Here is a 17780-nt window from a genome sequence, read left to right on the forward strand (position 1 = left end):
GCTGGCGGCCACTCCCATCCGTCACCCGACGTACTCGGGGTCCAGGCTCTCCAGAGTGGCTCGAAGCCTCGACGTGAGACGCTCCGCCTCGTCGGCGTCGCCCCGACCACGGGCGGCACGAATCGCGTCGTCGTACAGGCGCTCAGAGCAGGGCTCGGCGAGGAGTCCTCGGGTGGCGGCGGACAGAGCACCTTGATGTTTGCCGGCCGCAAGGAGGCTGGCCGAGAGCACGTGTGCGGCGTCGACGATCGCGCTGATCATTTCCTGGATGTCATTCTCGGCCCAGGCGTAGTCGGCGCCGGCCAGGCCGCACAGAGGGCGATCTCGGACGAACTTCAGCGCATCCTGCAGCGCGTCGCGACCCTTCTCGCCCTCTGCGTAACCCCGGCGGACGAGGTCCTGGAACGCGGTCCAGTCGCATGCGACCTCTCGGCCGAGCCGGTAGTAGCCGTCCGCGTCCACCGGCGGGAGGTGAGCGACGCCCACGCGCTGTCGGGTGCGGTAGAGAAGGCTGTTGCGGGTCTGATTCTCGACCCGCCGGCCACGCCAGAGGACCTCGTCGAGTTCGGAGCCGGTCGCCTTGCCGCGGAGCGCGAGGTAGACGAGGAGTTCGATGGAGCGCTTCCCGAGCGGCCGCGCACCCTCGGGGAGGCCGACGATCTCGATCGGGCCGAGCACGTTCACCTGGAGAGTCCGTCCGGAGGTGTCGCTACTGCCTTCAGAGTGGACGGCACGAGAAGCTGGAATCGCCGCGAGCGCCTCGGCCATCTCGTCACAGATCACATTGTTCGCAGTGCCGTCAGGTCCGGGGCCCGGGGCCGCCGCCGCCAGTAGGTCGACGATCCGTCGGAGGTCCGCGTCTGTGAGTCGTGAAGGCACGAAGTGGATCCCGTCACCGTCAAGGTTCGCGCTGCCGTGAGACGCCACTGTGAGGGTCCAGCCAGCTCGATGGGCCGTTGTCAGCAGGACAGAGCCGGACCACGCAGCGGGTGGCGTCCATTGGGCATCTTCGGCTTCGTCCACATAGGTGACGGGGAGCCACGTGTCTCCCCCCGAGCGGTCGGAGCGGGCCTCGAGGGTGTCGTCGACGCCGATGGCTCCGAGGACACCAGTAATGGCCGCGGACCGACTGACGTGCTGTGCCGTGAGGTCACCCGGATCGACGCACTGCAGGCGCGCCGGGTCGCATGCAGCGGCGAGACCGGCGAACTGCGGGCCGGCGATCAACCCGATTCGACCAGTCAGGTCGCTCGTAGCGAGTTCCGTGACCAGGGCACGCAGGACGTCGGAGGCCCCGGTGGGATCACCTGCGACGACGAGGGTGCCGGCCGCCTCGAGGTTGACGATGACGGTGGCGCTGTCGGTGTGGCCCACTGTGACCAGGGCGGGGTATGGCTCCGGCCGACCGGGATCATCATCGATCGGTACATCGTCAGCGAGAGCCGCTGTGGGCGCGGACCAGGTGCGTGGCCCGGCGGCTTCGTACGGGGGGATGGGGTCGCTGTCGTCATTGACGAGGTGGAGTTCGATGGTCTCGTCGCTCAGCATGAGCGTGCCGATCCGGGGGAGGTCGCGCTCCGCCGCGTAGGCCCGACTGGCCAGGTTGAGCAGGGACGTCTTGAGCTGCGGGATCGACAGCGGGGTGGTGGCGGTACGCAGGGTTCGTTCGGCCTCCTCGGTGGGCGATCCAGGAGGTGGAAGGGGGATGCGCTCGCCGGTGCGGCGGGTGCGGTGTTGGAGGTGGCGGCGCCGGGCGAGCTCGCCGATGACACCAAGGGCGGCGAGACCCGTCAGCCCAAGGAAGAGGCGGGTCGGCCTGGCGTCCTCGGCGTCGTCGTCTTCGACGCCGCCGTCGACGTCGGGGGCCGAAGGCACCGTCGCTTGTACGCCGACCGCAGGCCTCGACGCTCCGTCGTGCTGCTGAGCGGAGGGCGGAGGTGCCGGGGCCCGGCTTGTCGCCGTCTCTGGAGAATCGGCAAGGGTGTTCTGCGCGGGAACGGTTGGTGGGCTCTCAAGCGGCGCAGAGCTGACGACTTCGGCCGGGACCGGCAGCGCGAGACGCCACCCGGGGCGGATGAGGTCCGGGTCGGTGAGGCCGCTCCCGCCGTTCTGGGTGACGCCAGCGTTGAGGTCGAAGATCTCGGGGTATCGGGCACCGTCGCCGAGATGCGCGGCGGCGATCTCCCACAAGGTGTCGCCCGCGACGACCTCGTGCACCCCCGCGGTCGCACCGGGGCCCAGGCGAGCCTCCGACGTGGCGGCAAGAGCGGGGAGGTTGGTGGCGTCCGCGGGTAGCCAAAGCTGCCAGCCGGGGTAGATCCAGTGTGCGTCGGTCAAGGCACCGCCATCGGGTTGTGGACGGCCGAGGTTGAGGTCGCGAATCTCGGTGAAGCGGTGCCCGGACCCGAGGTGCCGTTCGGCCAGCGACCACAAGGTGTCACCGCGGGCGGCCGTGATGACGGGGTGTCGGTCAGCCTCCTCATGTGCAGCTCCGGCTGCCTCCATTGCCGTCATCGCGGCCGGGAGGCGCGTCACTGCCGCCGGCGTCGCCGTCATCGGCTCGCTCAGGCCCGTCATCGTCGAGGGTGCGACGTCGGCAGCGGACACGGGCGCTGCCGCGACGGGCGTCACGCCAGTCGCAAGCGATGGTGCCGCGGTGCTCAGAACAAGCCCAGTGGTCGTGACGAGCATTGCGGCTCCCCGCTGGAACCAGCCCAGCATCGGGATGGAAGGCGCCCGAACGTGGCGGAGGCTAGCGGCGACCTCCACGGTGACGCTGGCGCTGAAAGCTGCCCACGCGAGCCACGCGATGACCACGATGACGTCCAGCAGCAGCGACCCGTCATCGGGCCGCGTCAGGGCAGTCCGGATCGACTCCCATGTGGGCCCCGACTGCGGCCAGCTCAAGGGCGCCACGACGGCGAGCACCAGCGGCAGCCCGACAACGAACGCGACCAGCGCCGCAGCGGCGCCGAGCCCGCGCGTGATGTCCTGCGCGGTGCGGACGCGCCGGCGGGTCGGGGCGTAGGTGGGGTTCATGGTCGTTCTCCGGAGACTCGATGGACGAGCGTGGCCTCGCCGTGGCCGGTGACGGTGAGATCGGTGACGCCGATAAGGGCCAGGAACGCTGTCGGGGAACTCGTAGTGACGGTGACCTCGATGGAGGTGCCGTCCGGGCCGATGGCGACGTTGCCGGTCTCACCCGCGGCAGCGAGGTACGCGTTGGCCGCGCCGACAGCACCCTGTCGGTCAACGGCGACGTTCTGGTGGCCCACGACGCCGGGCAGGGCGACCGCCTGGCCGGCCGCTCGCGCAGCCTCGGCGGCGACCGCGTCGGCGCGCTGAGCAGCACGGACCTTTGCTCCACCATCGACAACCAGTCCGATCAGGACCAAGAGGCCGACGACGGTGATGGCCATGAAGATCGTCACCGACCCGGTGTCGGAGCCGGTACCGACCATGCGACGCCGCAGCCGGGTGATCATCGCGCACGGAACTGGTCGAGAGGCGAGGTTGCTGTCGACGTCAGAGTCCGCGACCCCGGCAGGCCGGGGAGGGCGAGGTCGGCGAAGGACACCGTGCAGGTGACGCTGGCCGAGACACTTCCCGGCTGCCCGAGCGCGACGGCGAACCCCGACGTGTCAACCGTGACGCTCGAGGTGACGCAGCGGATGTCCTGGCCCTCCAGCTCGCGGGACGCCGCGGCGGCGGCCGTGGACTGCGCCGCGACGGCCGTTCGTGCGAGTGAGGCCTCACGAGCGGCGATGGTCGAGGCGTGTTCGACGGCGCCTGCGGCGACCTGCACGCGCCCGGCGAGGACCACCAGGCCGAACAGGAGCAGGAGGGCCGGCGCCAGGATGGAGAGCTCGAGGGTCGCGCTGCCGCGCTCGCGATCCGGTCCGGCCCACGAATGGCGACGCGCAGCGGATCGAATCATGGTCCACCGGCCGTTGTGAAGCGCTCGATCGGACCCTCCGCCGACTGGGACACCGTCAGCCCCGGGATGCCGGGAAGGAGCGACAGGGCTCGCCCGGTGACCTGGACTCCGATCTGGTCGCGGCCCGGAACGGTGGCGGTGGCGGTGACCTCGGTGAGGGTGTCGGAGCCGTGGGTCTCGACGAAGGCCCGCGCCCGGTCGGGACCCGCAACTGGATCGGCCTGATAGAGCCGGGCAGCGGTGACACCCTCCTGCGCTGCCGCCAGGGCGATCGAGCGGGCATGGAACCAGAGCCCGTACTGGACGATTGCGGTGACGACGAGCAGCACGACCGGGAACAGGATCGCGACTTCCACGCTGGCAGACCCTGCGTCCCGGGCGGCGCGCGGATGGCGCTGACTCGTCGCGCGCCGATGCGCCCGACGGGTCGGTGCCGGTCCTTGAGGCGTCTTCGCGCTCATGGCTCGACAGGTCTCAGTTGATCTGATCGACGCGTCGCTGTACCGCCGCGGTGATGGCCACGACGAGCAGGGTGGCGACAGCGATCAGGCCCAGGACGATGATGACCAGTTCGAGGGTGGAGGCTCCGACGTCGTTGTCGCCGAGCCGATCGCGCACCTCCCTGCGAAGGGTGGCCACGTAGCCATTGAGAATGATGAGGGCGGCGAAGGTGTTCACGTTCACTCCCTTGCTGTGCTGGTCAGCTGAACAAGATGCGGGCGAAAGCGGGGTAGGCGATCAAGGCCATGAAGGCGACGCCAAGGAGCGCGACGGGCACGACCATGTGCTCCGAGGCGGCATTGGCCTTCGCTGTCGTTGTCGTCAGGAGCTGGGTGCGCAAGGACGCGGCGCGAGCACGCAGCGTCGCGTACACCGCGGCGCCGTCGTGCCCGGACAGCCGCATGATGTCCGCGAGGTCGCCCAGCTCGGCGACACCGGTGCTGTCTGCTAGGTCGGTGAGTCCCTGCCAGGACGGCCGACCCGTGACCTCGGCACGCAGCAGCGCGTCGCGGATTCGCTGAAACTCGCGTGTGGTGCCGATGGCCGCCGCCCGGTCGAGGGCTTCGGTGGTGCCCGCGTCGGCGGCTCGCTCCAGGGCTACGAGCTCGAGGTAGACGCAGGCGGCGCGTCGCAGGTCGGCGCGAGCGGTGACCGCCCGGCGGCGTAGGTCGACGTCGGGGACAACGAAGAGGGCGCCACCGAGCATCACGGCGAACGCGACCGGTAGCGCCGCTGGCGGACGGAGCCCCATCGCGGCGGCAGCGCCGGCCAGGATCGCGGGGAACGCGACTCCCAGCAGGCCGAAGCCGACCTTGCGGGCAGCCAGAGCCTCGGCGGTCTGGTCGACCATCCGCAGATCGGTGGCGTAGCGGCGAAGGCCGAGGGACTCGACGAGCTGGGGAAGAGCGCGACGCTTCAGGGCGCCGGCCACCCGGGACTCGCCGACGGGGAACGTAGCCGGGGTCGGAGCGGTGTGCGGGTCGAGGCGGGCGAGCGCCGCGTGCAGGTTGGGGGCCGCTGGTACGAGACCGGCGACGACGACGGTGACGCCGACGCCGACGAGTGCACCCGCGAGGAGAACTGGCCAGAGGGTCATGAGCGCGCCGCCCCACGGTCGGTCAGGAAGCGTGGTTCCGGTGGAGACAGCGTCAAGGCCCGCATCCAGGCCAGGCAGCCGATGAACGCCGTGGCGATGACGGCCAGCACCAGCTGCCCGAGCGGCCCGGCGTACGGGCTGAGGTAGGTGCCGTTGAGCGCACCGACCGCAACGGCGCCTAGCGTGATGAGGGTGACGGCACGCGCCGTCGTCCGCGGCTTGGCTCGCTCGGCTTCGACCTTGCGGCGGACGGCAACGTCCTCGGCGACCGAGTCCGCTACGGCGGTGAGCACCCGCGCCAACCCGGGTCCACGGCGCCGCGATGCGAGCACCAGGGCCGCCACGACCAGGTCCGCGGCAGCGTCATCCACGTCGTCGGCGAATGCGCGAAGGGCCTGCTCGGTGGGCCACCGCGCCGACAGTCGTGCGACCAGCGCGGTGACCTCGGCGCGAAGCGCAGGTGGGCAGGTCCGCAGGCTGGCGGTCAACGCCTGTTCCAGGCCGACGCCGGCAACGAGGATGTCCGACAGGCGCCGTGTCCACTCCTCGATCGCCTCGACACGACCTATCCGCCGGGCGGCGACAGTGCCCGTGGCAAACAGGACCGGCAGGCCGACGATGGTCGCTGTGATCACGGCCCCGGCGACAGGCCACCCAGAGATGGCCCACGTCACCAGCCCGGCGGCGCCGGCCACAGTCCACCGCCATCGTGCCCAGCCGGAGGTGGCGAGTCGGCGTGGTCGACGCCTCGCCGCGGCAGGTAGGGGAGGCGTGACTGCCGAGCGACGGAACCCGACGACTGCGAGGACGAGCCCGATGGCCACCAGGGAGCCAGCGAGGCCGGCGAGCAGCGGCGTCATGGCTGTCCCCCGACGTCGAGGGCGGTGGTCCACGTGCCGCCGCGGTGGTCGAAAAACGTCGGGTCGAACCCCGCCCGAATGAGGTCGTCCAGGCAGCCGGGTCGATGCAGCGGCACGGCGCGACCGTCGTAACCCGGGCCGAAGACCGTCGTCGTGGCTGGGCGGTACCCCTCACCGAGACCGTTGATCTCGACGACCTGGGCGACGAACCGGCGCTTGTGCCCTCCGGCCGCGGACTCGTCGACGAGGGCGAGGTGCACGATCAGGTCGACCGACCCGGCAAGGAGGCGGTAGGCGAAAGCCTCGGTCATCGACACACCGGCTGACAGGCACAGGGTGACGATCCGGTCGATGGCGTGCTGGGCGGTCCGGGCGTGCAGCGTGCACAGCGACCCGTCGCCGGTCGACATCGCCTCGAGCATCGGCAGCACCTCAGGGCCGCGCACCTCGCCGACGATGATCCGACGCAGGTTCATCCGCAGGGCGTCGTGCACCAGATCGGTCAGGGTGACCTCGCCGGCGCGGTGTCCGTGGGCGTCCTTCTCCGCCGAGCCCTCGCGGCCTTCCATCGCGACGACGCGGGGATGGCGGTGGGGCAGGTCGTGCAGGTGCAGCTCGTACTCCTTCTCAATGGTCGCGAAGCGCTCCATCGGCGCGAACTCGTTGGCCAACGCGCGGACCAGCGTCGTCTTGCCTGCGTTCTGAAGTCCGGTCACGACGACGTTCTTGCCGGTCCCGATCGCCGCGCGCAGGAACGCCGCCAGCGCGCTGTCGAGGGTGCCGAGCTTGACGAGGTCGTTCAGGTCGACGTCGCGCACCCGATGACGGCGAATGACGACGTGAGGGCGCGGGGTGGTCCAGGCCATCGCCGCCAGTCGCGAGCCGTCGTCGAGCCGCAGGTGCAGCGACGGGTGCGCGGAGGAGAAGGTTCGCTCTGCCGATCCGCTGCGGGCGGCGAGTAGCTGGATCATCTCGATGAGCTCGTCGTCGGAGTCGGCCACCGAGGGGCCGCGCTGGTCGCTGCCGTCGGCGTAGGAGATCCAGACCGAGTCATGGCCGTCGACCTCGATGTTCTCCACGTCCGGGTCGTCCACGAGAGGCTGCAGCCGTCCCAGCCCGAACAGGTCGGCCATCACCGCTGCGGCGAGCCCGATCTCGGTTGCCGCGGACCACGGTTCGACGCCGTCGCGCACCTGACCACGTGCACGGTCCGAGAGCTCATCGGCGACCAGCGAACGGGCGAGCTCGCGCCGGGTGGAGTGGTCGGTGATCTGCTCCACCTGGAGCCGTGCGGCCAACCGTTCGGCCACCGCGCGACGTACGTGCCGAACGGTCTGAGCGTCTGGTGTCGCTGGGCCCGCAAGTACGTGTTCGCCGGGCGTGCTCAACGCCCTGGGAACGGCGGAGGCGGCCGAGTTCGCGTCGAGAGCGACGGTCGCGTGGGCCCCGGCGCCGTCAGCCCATCCGGGCCTGGGAACGGCGGTCAGACGGGGGTGCCCGTTCAAGGCGTCGCCGTTGTGTGGTGGGCCTGGGTCTCGTGGATCGGGGGTGAGACGCTCGAACCCGCTCATGACAACGCCCCCGTGCGGAGCGTGGCGACGGTGTCCCGCAGGTGCGCTGCGGCTTCACGTGCCGCGCGCAGCAGCGGCGAGCGATCGAACCGCCAGCCGGTGGTGGCGGCCTCGGTGAGCGCACGAGCCGCCCACCGGTCCGTCTCGATCACCGGTAGGCGGTCGACTTCGAGCTCGGCGGCGATCTCTCGCGCCGAGTACGGGCCACCGTCGCTGACGAGGAGCGCCGCCGTCTGGCTCGGTCCGCGAGACCCACGCAGCGCTCGGACTGCCTCCACGGCGGCGGTCACCGACGCCAGCGTCGAGCCCAGGACAACCACGACCGTGTCCGCCTGCTCGATGAGCGGCGTCGGTTCGTAACGGTGCCCCAGCCTGCCGAGGTCCACCAAGACGTCCGTGCTGGCCGCGCCGAGACTCGGGGCGGCGTCGGCCAGCGATTGCCACACCGGCCCGAGCGGCCGTGCCTGCGTGGTGGCACTCAAGCCCGTGAGTACGAATCGACGGGCGTCGGGATCGAGGGCGACGGCGTGCTCGACGATCTCCTCCGCGGTCCCGACCCTGCGCGCCGCCGCCAGAGCCAGCACACCCCCGCCCGCTGGGACTCCCGCCTGCGTGTAGCCCGGCAGGATTCCCGACCCAGAGACGTCGGCATCCACCACGAGGTTCCGCCTGTCGGGGTGCACGAGAGGCCAAACCCATCCCAGTGCCAGCGCTGTCGTCGTGACGCCCGGAGCTCCGGTCGCCGAGCACAGGGTGAACAGGCTCATGAGTCGTCCCCACGTGGCTGAACCACCAGCGCGAATCGGCCGGTCGCCGCTCGCGCAGCAAGCGCCGGCCCGTCGTCATCGGTCGCGACGACGTCGACGACGACGACACCGTTCAGGTCCGGCACCCCGACCCGCGCGACGATGGTTTCGAAGACGGCGGGGTCGGTCGAGGGCGGGTCCGCCTGCTCGGGAGGGGTGTCGACGACCAGCAGCCGGTCACCCGGCAGCAGGCCCCCGGCGGGGACACGGTCGTGGTCCAGGGACAAGGGCACGACGACCTCGCCGGGTCCCGGTGGACCGGCCGCCGTCACCTGGCTGGGCGCCAGCACCGAGCCGGCCACCAGCCGGACAGCCGCGACCTGACCGACAAGGCTCCCAACGTCGCTCGAGGGGATCGCCGCGACCGAAGGGTCGAGGGAAACGTCCGCGACCGCCAGATCCTGCGTAGTCAGCGTCGCGCCGTAGGCGACGTCCCGCGCCATCACCACGACCCCGGAGCGCTGGCCCGCGGCGGCAACTAGCCAGACGGCGGTGAGGGCACCGACCATCGCCAGGGCGATCCCCGCAACGATCAGCCCGGGGCGACGTCGTCCTCGAGGAGTGAGGACGACGGGCGCGCGGAGCGACTGGGTTTGGCCGTTCGTCGCAGCCGGGGTGTGCGTGGTGTGTGTCGTCATGGCGTCTCCCGATGACGGTCGGCCCGTGGCGGCCGGGGTCAGTTCGTGACGAGCACCTGCAGCTCGCCGATGCGCACGGGCGTCGTCGACGACCGTGTGACGGTCAGGGCGCCGAAGGTCCCGCCGCCGGTCCAGGTGACCTCCCACGTCGACGTGGCGGTCACGGTGTAGGCGTCGTCCGGCTGGCCGACCGATGGCGCCTCGTAGACGTGGTCGCAGGTCGGCGACTCGACGCCGCCCTCGAACCACGGCGTCCCTGCGTTCGTGCAGACCTCAGTGCTTCCGTCACCCATGTCCCACGCGATCTGCGTGACCTGAGCCGTTGCGGTCACCGAGAGCCCAGGGACCGCTGCGGTGGCCGAGTTCGGTCCCCACGTGGTCGGGGCGACCTCGGTCCACAGCCAGACCGGGACACCGACCAATCCCGTCCGATCCGGCGGCACCGTGATGCCGATCGTGGGACCCGCCAGGTGCATCTGGTCCACGGCGCGGGCAGCGAGCTGAGCCGGAGTGATCGCGATGCCGCCGTAGCCAGGTGGCGCCGCCGGAAGCCACGTCCAGCCGCCGTTGGTGCCGGGTATCCGGTCCATGCACGTCACCTGGTACATGGCCCCAGAGGGGTAGTTGCCCTCCCAGAGGGGGTCGTCTCCGGGCGGCTGCGGGTCGAGCAGCATGTAGTAGCAGTCGTCGACGTCGTTGAACCAGCCGAAGGTGCCGTCGTAGCAGGGGAGCGCTTCGCCCGTCCGGCCGATCACGCAGACGCGCCCGCCGTCACGGCCTGAGGTGCCCTCGTTCGATACGGGATCCGGCTGTGGCGTTCCAGGACTCTCGACCTCGACCCAACAGATCTGCGTTCCGGGCAGGCAGACGACGGGAGGTCCACCCGTGGCGCTCGTGGCCGAAGCTAGCGGGAACACCAGACCGAGGATCACGCCGGGAGCAAGCCGCCTCAGCACGATGAGTCCCGGTCGACCTCAGAGCTCCGGATCGTCCAGCGGCCGTCGTAGACGTAAGCCGTCGAGGTCGTGAGCACGCGCAGCGCCTGGTTCGGGTCCGCGGCCGACTCGCCGCTCTCCGTGAACATCGGCTGCCAGTTGCTGACATCGACGCAGTCGGTGATCGTCGCGGTCGAGGTGTCAGCGAGCACGACATCGGAGACCTCCGGGGCGAGGAGAGGCTCACCGACGACCGCGATCCCGCTGGACTCTAGCGACTGAACGCTCGTCCGAACGTCAGCGAGGGCGGTGTCCACGGCGAACTGCCGCAGGCTCGGAGCCTCCGGAGCCGAGGGATCGGAGAAGGCCTGCACCTTGGCATCCCAATAGCCCTGATACGCCTCAAGAACGGCGGCCTCCGCGGCAGCGACCTCGGGATCGGCGGTCGGGGTGGGCGTCGGGGTCGCGGTCGGCGACGCAGCGGCTGTTCGCGTCGGCGTCGGGCTCGGATTCGGATCATTGCCGTCGGCGGTGCAGGCACCAAGGAACGCCACGGCGGCGATCGCGATTGCCGCGGCCGTGCGAGTGGGCGTGCGGTGCATCGTCATCGGCGGTCACCGTCCCCCAACGGTTGTCGCGCCACCCCTGTCCTAGCCGCGTCCTGGGCCAGGAGTTCCATTGGACACCCGTTGTCCCGAGAACAACAGGGGTCAATTCGGCCTGTGACGACAGCTGGCGCGTGGGTGCGTGGTGTCCTCATAGAGATAGGTAGGCGCCGACCGACGCAACCTCGGGCGCGCTCGGCCTTGATCTGTGGACGACTTCAGCCCGCAGCGCGCTGTGGACGGCCGCGCTCAGGTGCGGTCGCAGTTGCGAACGGCGGGCTCGTGGTCAGTCGATGCAGGGTGCCGTTCAGTTCGCTGCGAACACTGGGGTCGCGGAGTACCTCGTCGCCGGCGGTCAGGAGCCGCGGAATCAGACCCGGCGACGCGGAAGTCCCCCGCAGTGCGAGCGCGAGCCGGCGCGCCTGCCAGGGCGGTAGGTCGAGCTCGACAGCGAGCAGTCGCCAGCCGACGAGCGTGCACCGGGGGTCAGGAGTGGTGGGCATGCACAGGACGGCGTCGACGATGCGCGTGGCCGTAGCCGGCTCCCACCCAGCGTCGACGAGCGCTTGGTCCACCCGAACGAGAAGCTCTCGCCAGGCCATCCCGGCGACGGGATCCGGGTCAGTGTGTGCAGGCTCCCAGCCGGCGCTGGCGAGCGAGTCGAGAGACGCCAATGGACCGCCCTCGCCTGATCGGGCTGCGGCATCGAGTCTGCGACCGCGGCGCTCCTCGGTGCCGTATCTCGCTGCCACGACCTCGCCCAGGACCGCTCGCCGCGCCACCTGCCACAGCACGCCCCACGGTGAGGCCGCCGTCCGTAGGGACGGCTTGGTGAGGGTCACCCACACCGCCTCCCATCCGGTGGCTTCGGCTTGAGACGCGGCCGCGCCGCGCAGGCCGGCGTCGATGGCGAGCGGTCGGACGACCTCGTTGCGGACGTACTGCAGCAGGACGGTTGCGGTGTGGCCTTCCCAACCCTCAGCGTCGATGGTGGCTAATGCGTGCAGCAGAGCCTGCCTGTCGCGAGTGATGCGGGGCGGGGCTGTCGGCGAGGCGCTGCCTCGGCCTGTCGTCGGGTGGTTGTTCATCATCGCCTCCTGGTGTCGACCGGACACGAGAGACGCTGCTCAGGGGGTATAGCCCTGGGGATGACGGTTGCGAAGGGGCAGGTCAATGAGGCGCTGACGAGGAGGTGGGGGCAATGACGGGGTCCCGCGTCATCGGTACCAACCCCGATGACGGCCTCGCGCCACAACTCGTCATTGCGGTTCGCTCGAGCGGTGGCCTCCCCGTCATCGTCGCGGCTATCGGCCCTCGTCACGCTGACTGGCATGTTGCACTTCAAGGAGGCCTGCTATGACCGCAACTGCCCAGCTCCGCCTCGTTAGCCCGACCGCGACTCGAGCCCCGACGGCCCAGGAAGCCCACCTGATCAACCTGACGATCGAGAACGACGAGAAGCTCCTACTCAGCGTCGTAGAGGCAGCCCACCGACTGGGTATCGGTCGCACGCTCATGTACGAGCTGCTTGGCTCGGGTCAGATCGAGTCCGTCCACGTCGGCCGGCTCCGGAAGGTGCCGGCCGACGCCCTGGCGGTGTTCGTTGAGCACTGCCGACGAGAGGCGTGATGTCGCCTTCGCGCCTGAGGTCGACATGGGGTCGGTCGTCCGCGTTGATGTAGTTCACTCGCGCGTCGGTCAGTTCGGCCCAGTGGGCTTCGAGTCCCGCGAGGGTGGGGCTGACTCCCAGAGTGGGCAGGGGCTGCGAATGACCGTCGATGGAGCGGCACGCCTCTTCGAAGATGCGGTTCACCGTCTCGATAGCCGCCGGCAGGGCGGCGACTTTGATGTTCGACAGGCTCGTCATACGCACGTTCGGCTGGTACCTCTGGGTGACGCCCTGCAGGAGCTCGGTCTCGGTGAAGACCTCGCACCAGGAGCGGATCCAGTCATAGCCGGTCCGGACGAGGGCGGCTCGCGCATCGCCCTCCTGGGACTTGGCCGCCTGGATCGTCTCGTTGATGTTCCTCTTGAGGTTGTTGAGGTTGTCCCAGCGCGGTCCCGTGGCACGCGCGACCTGCCCCTTGCCGTCCTCGTCGGTGATGTGGAAGTACGAGCATCGCTTGGACTTGGCCATGAGATTCAGGAGGGTCGTGGCGAAGAAGATGTCGTGCGTGAACACGATGACCTGGGTCGTGTCGGCGAGTGAGGCGATGCGTTGAGCCACCTCGTTGATGCGACGGTGATCGAGACTGGAGACGGGGTCGTCGAAGATGACCGGCGCCGTAATGCCGGCGAGGCGCGCCTCGGCAAGGAAGTCCGCGATGGCGAGGACCTTCTGCTCTCCTTCGGACAGGACTTTCGAGGGCTTGTGCTTCCCGGTGAGGACTTTACGGCGCTGTGCGCGACCCTGTCGGCCGACGAACTCGATCTGCAGCTCGGGTGCGCGCAGCGCGGCCCGTTCCTCGTTAAAGAGCGCGTCGAAGCTCTCATTGATCATCTGGTCGCTCGCGGTCTTGGCGAGTCCGGTGACGGCGCGCAGCATGGCCGGCATGGGCTTGGCGAGTAGTGCCAGTCGGTCGGCTTGCTTTGCGTCGCGGCGACGCGTCGCTCGCACCAGATGGGCGTCGCTTTCCCTGGTACAGGCGCTGCCCCGACGAGCACGTGGCCGTCTTCGTCAATCCGCCGCGTGACCCCACCGCCCGAGGCCAGTCGGCGCCGGGGCAGCGGTTGTCCGTTCATGTGCCATCAAGTGGGTGGCAGACTGGGGCCGGAGACGGATGGCAGGAGGGTGACCGGTGCGAGTCGAGCTGCTGCACTTCGACGGCTGCCCGAACTGGACGACACCGGTCGGTCTCGGCGGCTCGCCGACCATCGACCAGCTCCTCGCGGCACTGTCGTGAGCGCGCCGTCGCCCTAGTCGCTGCTCTCTACCTGCTTGTAGCGGCCGGCAGCCGGCTGGCGGAACGGTTCGGAGCGCAGGCGTGCGGCTGCGCTGACGACTGCTGGTGCCGTCGGCCCGGTCTGCGGCCCTTCCTCGCACGCCCCTCCCGGCACAGAAGGTCGACGCGGACCCCGCGCGCTGGTGAGCCTTGCGGGCGGGTGCTCACCCGCGCGGTGCGTACATCATCACGGCGACGCCGAACAGGCAGATGATGGCGCCGGTGATGTCCCACCGGTCAGGGCGGAACTTGTCGACGACGACGCCCCAGGCGAGCGAGCCGGCCACGAAGATGCCGCCGTATGCGGCGAGGATGCGCCCGAAGTGCGCGTCCGGCTGGAGCGTCGCGATGAACCCGTAGAGGCCGAGAGCGATGACGCCGGCGCCGATCCAGAGGACGCCGCGGTGCTCGCGCACGCCTTGCCAGACCAGCCAGGCGCCGCCGATCTCGGCCAGTGCGGCGACGGCGAACAGGAGCAGGGAGCGCAGCGTCGTCATGGGTGCCAGTGTGCCCGCCGTCAGCCCGCGGCTCTGGGACGCTCCATGGGTAGACCGGCGGCGAACCAGTCGGCCTTCCCGTCGGCAGACACGCGGACGTTGGTGTACCCCAGGGCGGTGAAGGCGGCGGCGGTGACCGTGGACCGGCCGCAGGCGGGGCCGGAGCAGTACACGACTACGGTGCGATCGCGGTCGGGGACGATGCGGGCGGCCTTGGCCGCGGTCAGCGCTCCTGGGGTGTTGACGGCGCCGGGCAGGTACTCGGCGTCGTAGTGAGACTGGCAGCGCCTCGACGAGGGCGACTTGGTCGAGCTCGACCAGGGCGACGAGCTCCTCACGGCTGATGGTTGCGGGCACTGGATCTCCTGGGTGTGAGTGTCGGTGGCTGGCCCCGTGCGGAGCGCCGTGTCAGCGGCCGCCGCAGCCGCATGCCGAGGCGCCCACGGCCGCGGTGGTGGCAGCGGCCCGTCGTTGGCGGCGTATCCAGATCGCGGTGGTGACGAGCGCGCCGACGACAGCAACCACCCCGAGCGCGATGGCCTCACCGCCAGCCAGGAAGGCCCCGAGCCCGGCGGCCAGGCCGCCGGCGGCGATCAGCGGCACGGAGCATGCGATGGCACAGGCGAGAACGACGCCGATCCCCGCGATCGCGCCCATCCGGGTGCCCGTGGCAGCGGTCGTCGTGGGTCCTCGTGGTGGTGCGTCGTCGGGGCGCTCATCGGTTCTCCTCGCAGGGGTGATGGCGACCGCAGGCACGGTGCCTGGGTCGTGGGGTCGCGTGCGGTCAGGCGGCGGTGCCGAACATCGCGGCGACCACGGCGGCCGCGTCGGCGGGGGCCTGGACCTCCAGGCGGATCTTGCCGGTGGTAAGGCGAACGGTGAAGGTGAAGAACGAGCAGCAGTCCTGCTCGGCGACGGCCAGGCGGGTGACCTCAGCGGCAAGGTCCGCGGAGGCAGGGAACGTCAGGGCCATCCCGCCCGAGACGGGCTCACGAGAGGTGGCCCGCCGGACGAGCGCCTGCCACTGCGAGACCCGGTCCGGGACGGCGCCGGCATCGAGTGAGCACGCGATCGGCACCGCGGCCTCGCCCTCCATGGCCGGCCCACGGGTGAGGGGCACGAACGTCCGGCGATCCGCCAGGGGTACCGGGGCCGCAGTGGCGCACGGGCAGTCCACACCGCACGCTCCGGCGGTCGGCGCTGCGGCCAGCCGGGCGGACACCGCCTGAAGCTGCGCCGCCAGGGCGACCAGCTCACCGATGCGGGTCTGGGTCTCGGTCAGGCGCTCGGCGACCATCTCCACGACCTGGTGCGCGACACTCGAGCAGTCCTCGACGTCGAAGGCCCGCACAAGGTCGGCGACGTCGGACAACGGGATGCCGAGGTTCTTCGTGGCCGTGATGAACCGCAGCCGGGCGATGTCGGCCTCGTCGTAGGTCCGGCATCCGTTCGTGCCGCGCGCGGGCGCCTCGACCAGGCCGATGTCCCGTAGTAGCGCAGCGTGGTCGCGGGGACGCCCACCATCGTGGCTGCTTCGGCGATGCGGTAGCCCATGTCGACGACGCTAGACCTTCAGGTCGGGTGGAAGGTCAAGTGGGTGACGTCGGGCGCGGGTGGAGATTTTCGCGCGTCGAGTCACGCTAGACGGCCCGATGAAACATCACTCGCACGGGCCCATAGGGTAGGGCCGCACCGAGGAGTTGCATCGCGACGAACATCGCGACCGAGGCCGGTGCGATGCCGGCGAGCGTGTCGCTCAGCGTTCTCGCGAGCGTGACAGCCGGCCTCCGAAGCTGGTGGAGGTGAACCAGTACGCGGCAGCGATGTAGCCGCCGACGGCGAACGCGACGGGCTTGCGGCCAGACCGCACCTCCTCACCGGTCGCCACCAGAACCGCGACGGACGGACCCCTCGGCGGCTGCGACGCACCGCTGCGCGACGCTAGTTTCGGCCCCATCAGCCCGCCGCCGAAGGAGCACCTGTGCGCGTTCTCGACAACCGGTCGGCACGTGCGCGTGCCGCGGGGGCTCCCGCGTCGCGACGGTCCGGGGGCACGTGGGTGCTGCTCGGGCCCGCGTTCGTGGCCGCGGTTGCCTACGTCGACCCCGGCAACTTCGCGACGAACTTCGCGGGTGGAGCCGGCTACGAGTACCGGCTGCTGTGGGTGATCGTCGCCGCCAACCTCATGGCCATGCTGATCCAGGCGCTCACGGCCAAGCTCGGCCTGGCCACCGGCCAGGACCTCGCCTCGCTGTGCCGGGCGCACCTACCTCGCCCGGTCACGAGGTTGCTGTGGGTGCAGGCCGAGGCCGTGGCGATCGCGACCGATCTTGCGGAGGTGGTCGGTGGTGCGGTTGCCCTGTACCTGCTGTTCGGTGTCCCGCTGCCCGTCGGCGGACTCATCACCGCTGTCGTCGCGTTCGGCCTCCTCGCTGCGCAGTCGCGTGGCCACCGGCCCTTCGAGCTGGTGATCACCGGTCTGCTGGCTGTGATCGCGCTCGGATTCGCCTACACGTTGGTGGTCTCGGGCGCGGAGCCGGCGGCCCTGGCCGGCGGGCTCGTGCCCGGGTTCGTCGACACCGACAGCGTCCTGCTGGCCACCGGCATCCTCGGGGCGACCGTCATGCCGCACGTGATCTACGTGCACTCGGCGCTCATGCCCGGCCGGTACGGGCTGCCCGGCCCGGCGGGGGCCACGGTGGCGCCGGCGGCGCTGCGCCGTGTCCTGCGCAGCCAGCGGTTGGACGTCCTGCTGGCGATGGGAGGGGCGGGCCTGATCAACGCCACGATGCTGATCGTCGCCGCCCAGCTCTTCGCTGGCGACCCGGGCGCCGCCACCCTGGAGGGTGCCCACGCCAGCCTCGCTGCAGCTGCGGGCGAGGGCGCGGCGTTGGCCTTCGCGCTCGCCCTGCTGGCCTCGGGTTTCGCGGCGTCGTCTGTGGGGACCTACGCAGGCCAGGTGGTCATGGCGGGGTTCCTGCAGCGCCAGATCCCGTTGTGGCTGCGCCGGGCGCTGACCCTTGCGCCGGCCCTGGTGGTCCTCTCCCTGGGTATCGACCCGACAGCGGCCCTGGTCTGGTCCCAGGTGGTGCTGAGCTTCGGTATCCCCTTCGCCCTTGTGCCGCTGCTGATCTTCACGGCGCGGCGCTCCCTGATGGGCTCGCTGGTCAACCGCCCGGTCACGACCGCGGCTGCCGGGGTCGTGGCGGCGCTCATCGTCGCCCTCAACGTCTTCCTCCTGTGGGACCTGGCCACCTGAGAGGCGCCCCCTCCTCAGGGCAGGGGCGTGATCCAATACGTCCCAGAACCGCTGCGCCGCCGACGCGGTGATGACCAGGTACCAGGCGACCACGATCGGCAGCTGGTACTCCTGCACGACGTCGACCGCCTTC

The 17780-nt window shown here is 70.6% G+C and carries 21 protein-coding genes; 2 read left to right on the forward strand and 19 right to left on the reverse strand.

The window, feature by feature from the left end:
• Nucleotides 1-21: 21 nt before the first annotated feature.
• The 13 genes from LG379_RS03545 to LG379_RS03605 all read right to left on the reverse strand — a co-directional run bounded on the left by LG379_RS03545 (nt 22) and on the right by LG379_RS03605 (nt 12037).
• Nucleotides 22-3039: a LysM peptidoglycan-binding domain-containing protein gene (locus LG379_RS03545; RefSeq protein ID WP_225753185.1), complete on the reverse strand. Its 3018-nt coding sequence runs from the start codon at nt 3037-3039 to the stop codon at nt 22-24.
• A complete protein-coding gene (locus LG379_RS03550) occupies nt 3036-3485 on the reverse strand; it encodes a pilus assembly protein TadG-related protein (protein ID WP_225753186.1) in 450 nt (149 codons plus the stop codon). Before LG379_RS03550 ends, LG379_RS03545 begins: the two co-directional genes overlap by 4 nt.
• Nucleotides 3482-3937 carry a TadE/TadG family type IV pilus assembly protein gene (locus LG379_RS03555; protein ID WP_225753187.1) on the reverse strand — a complete coding sequence of 152 codons (456 nt, stop codon included), beginning with the start codon at nt 3935-3937 and terminating at the stop codon, nt 3482-3484. The genes LG379_RS03550 and LG379_RS03555 overlap by 4 nt, the downstream gene beginning before the upstream one ends.
• On the reverse strand, nt 3934-4398 hold the full coding sequence (locus LG379_RS03560; protein ID WP_225753188.1) for a TadE/TadG family type IV pilus assembly protein: 465 nt from the start codon (nt 4396-4398) through the stop codon (nt 3934-3936). The genes LG379_RS03555 and LG379_RS03560 overlap by 4 nt, the downstream gene beginning before the upstream one ends.
• A 13-nt stretch (nt 4399-4411) precedes the next feature.
• Nucleotides 4412-4615 carry a hypothetical protein gene (locus LG379_RS03565; protein WP_225753189.1) on the reverse strand — a complete coding sequence of 68 codons (204 nt, stop codon included), beginning with the start codon at nt 4613-4615 and terminating at the stop codon, nt 4412-4414.
• A gap of 22 nt (nt 4616-4637) precedes the next feature.
• Complete coding sequence (locus LG379_RS03570) at nt 4638-5369, reverse strand: type II secretion system F family protein (RefSeq protein ID WP_225753190.1); 732 nt, start codon at nt 5367-5369, stop codon at nt 4638-4640.
• A gap of 161 nt (nt 5370-5530) precedes the next feature.
• Nucleotides 5531-6169, reverse strand: a complete 639-nt coding sequence (locus LG379_RS03575; RefSeq protein WP_225753191.1) for a type II secretion system F family protein — start codon at nt 6167-6169, stop codon at nt 5531-5533.
• Between the two features lie 221 nt (nt 6170-6390).
• Nucleotides 6391-7704 carry a CpaF family protein gene (locus LG379_RS03580; protein WP_225753192.1) on the reverse strand — a complete coding sequence of 438 codons (1314 nt, stop codon included), beginning with the start codon at nt 7702-7704 and terminating at the stop codon, nt 6391-6393.
• Between the two features lie 257 nt (nt 7705-7961).
• Nucleotides 7962-8732, reverse strand: a complete 771-nt coding sequence (locus LG379_RS03585; protein ID WP_225753193.1) for a hypothetical protein — start codon at nt 8730-8732, stop codon at nt 7962-7964.
• Nucleotides 8729-9409 (reverse strand): SAF domain-containing protein, encoded by a 681-nt coding sequence (locus LG379_RS03590; RefSeq protein WP_225753194.1) that lies wholly within the window; start codon nt 9407-9409, stop codon nt 8729-8731. Before LG379_RS03590 ends, LG379_RS03585 begins: the two co-directional genes overlap by 4 nt.
• 38 nt (nt 9410-9447) lie before the next feature.
• On the reverse strand, nt 9448-10164 hold the full coding sequence (locus tag LG379_RS03595) for a hypothetical protein (RefSeq protein ID WP_225753195.1): 717 nt from the start codon (nt 10162-10164) through the stop codon (nt 9448-9450).
• A 194-nt stretch (nt 10165-10358) separates the two neighbouring features.
• Nucleotides 10359-10952, reverse strand: coding sequence for a hypothetical protein (locus tag LG379_RS03600; RefSeq protein ID WP_225753196.1), 594 nt, complete (start codon nt 10950-10952; stop codon nt 10359-10361).
• Nucleotides 10953-11167: 215 nt separating this feature from the next.
• Nucleotides 11168-12037, reverse strand: coding sequence for a hypothetical protein (locus LG379_RS03605; RefSeq protein WP_225753197.1), 870 nt, complete (start codon nt 12035-12037; stop codon nt 11168-11170).
• A 268-nt stretch (nt 12038-12305) separates the two neighbouring features.
• On the opposite strand from LG379_RS03605, the gene LG379_RS17040 reads away from it, so the two are divergent.
• Nucleotides 12306-12578 carry an excisionase family DNA-binding protein gene (locus tag LG379_RS17040; protein WP_225753198.1) on the forward strand — a complete coding sequence of 91 codons (273 nt, stop codon included), beginning with the start codon at nt 12306-12308 and terminating at the stop codon, nt 12576-12578.
• Here LG379_RS17040 and LG379_RS17045 read toward each other — a convergent pair.
• From LG379_RS17045 to LG379_RS17050, 6 genes are all read right to left on the reverse strand, one after another.
• Nucleotides 12463-13494 (reverse strand): AAA family ATPase, encoded by a 1032-nt coding sequence (locus LG379_RS17045; protein WP_225753199.1) that lies wholly within the window; start codon nt 13492-13494, stop codon nt 12463-12465. The genes LG379_RS17040 and LG379_RS17045 overlap by 116 nt on opposite strands.
• Nucleotides 13495-14055: 561 nt before the next feature.
• Entirely contained in the window at nt 14056-14388 is a 333-nt protein-coding gene (locus tag LG379_RS03620) for a YnfA family protein (RefSeq protein WP_225753200.1), read from the reverse strand.
• Between the two features lie 20 nt (nt 14389-14408).
• Nucleotides 14409-14726 (reverse strand): rhodanese-like domain-containing protein, encoded by a 318-nt coding sequence (locus LG379_RS03625; protein ID WP_225753201.1) that lies wholly within the window; start codon nt 14724-14726, stop codon nt 14409-14411.
• 70 nt (nt 14727-14796) lie between these two features.
• On the reverse strand, nt 14797-15045 hold the full coding sequence (locus LG379_RS03630; RefSeq protein ID WP_225753202.1) for a hypothetical protein: 249 nt from the start codon (nt 15043-15045) through the stop codon (nt 14797-14799).
• Between the two features lie 127 nt (nt 15046-15172).
• Complete coding sequence (locus LG379_RS03635) at nt 15173-15871, reverse strand: MerR family DNA-binding protein (protein ID WP_370634428.1); 699 nt, start codon at nt 15869-15871, stop codon at nt 15173-15175.
• 273 nt (nt 15872-16144) lie between these two features.
• Complete coding sequence (locus LG379_RS17050) at nt 16145-16276, reverse strand: hypothetical protein (protein ID WP_370634420.1); 132 nt, start codon at nt 16274-16276, stop codon at nt 16145-16147.
• A gap of 93 nt (nt 16277-16369) precedes the next feature.
• On the opposite strand from LG379_RS17050, the gene LG379_RS03645 reads away from it, so the two are divergent.
• Nucleotides 16370-17647, forward strand: a complete 1278-nt coding sequence (locus LG379_RS03645) for an Nramp family divalent metal transporter (RefSeq protein ID WP_225753203.1) — start codon at nt 16370-16372, stop codon at nt 17645-17647.
• Nucleotides 17648-17780: the final 133 nt, after the last annotated feature.

This window comes from Actinotalea sp. Marseille-Q4924 (assembly GCF_916618755.1).
Lineage (GTDB): Bacteria > Actinomycetota > Actinomycetes > Actinomycetales > Cellulomonadaceae > Actinotalea.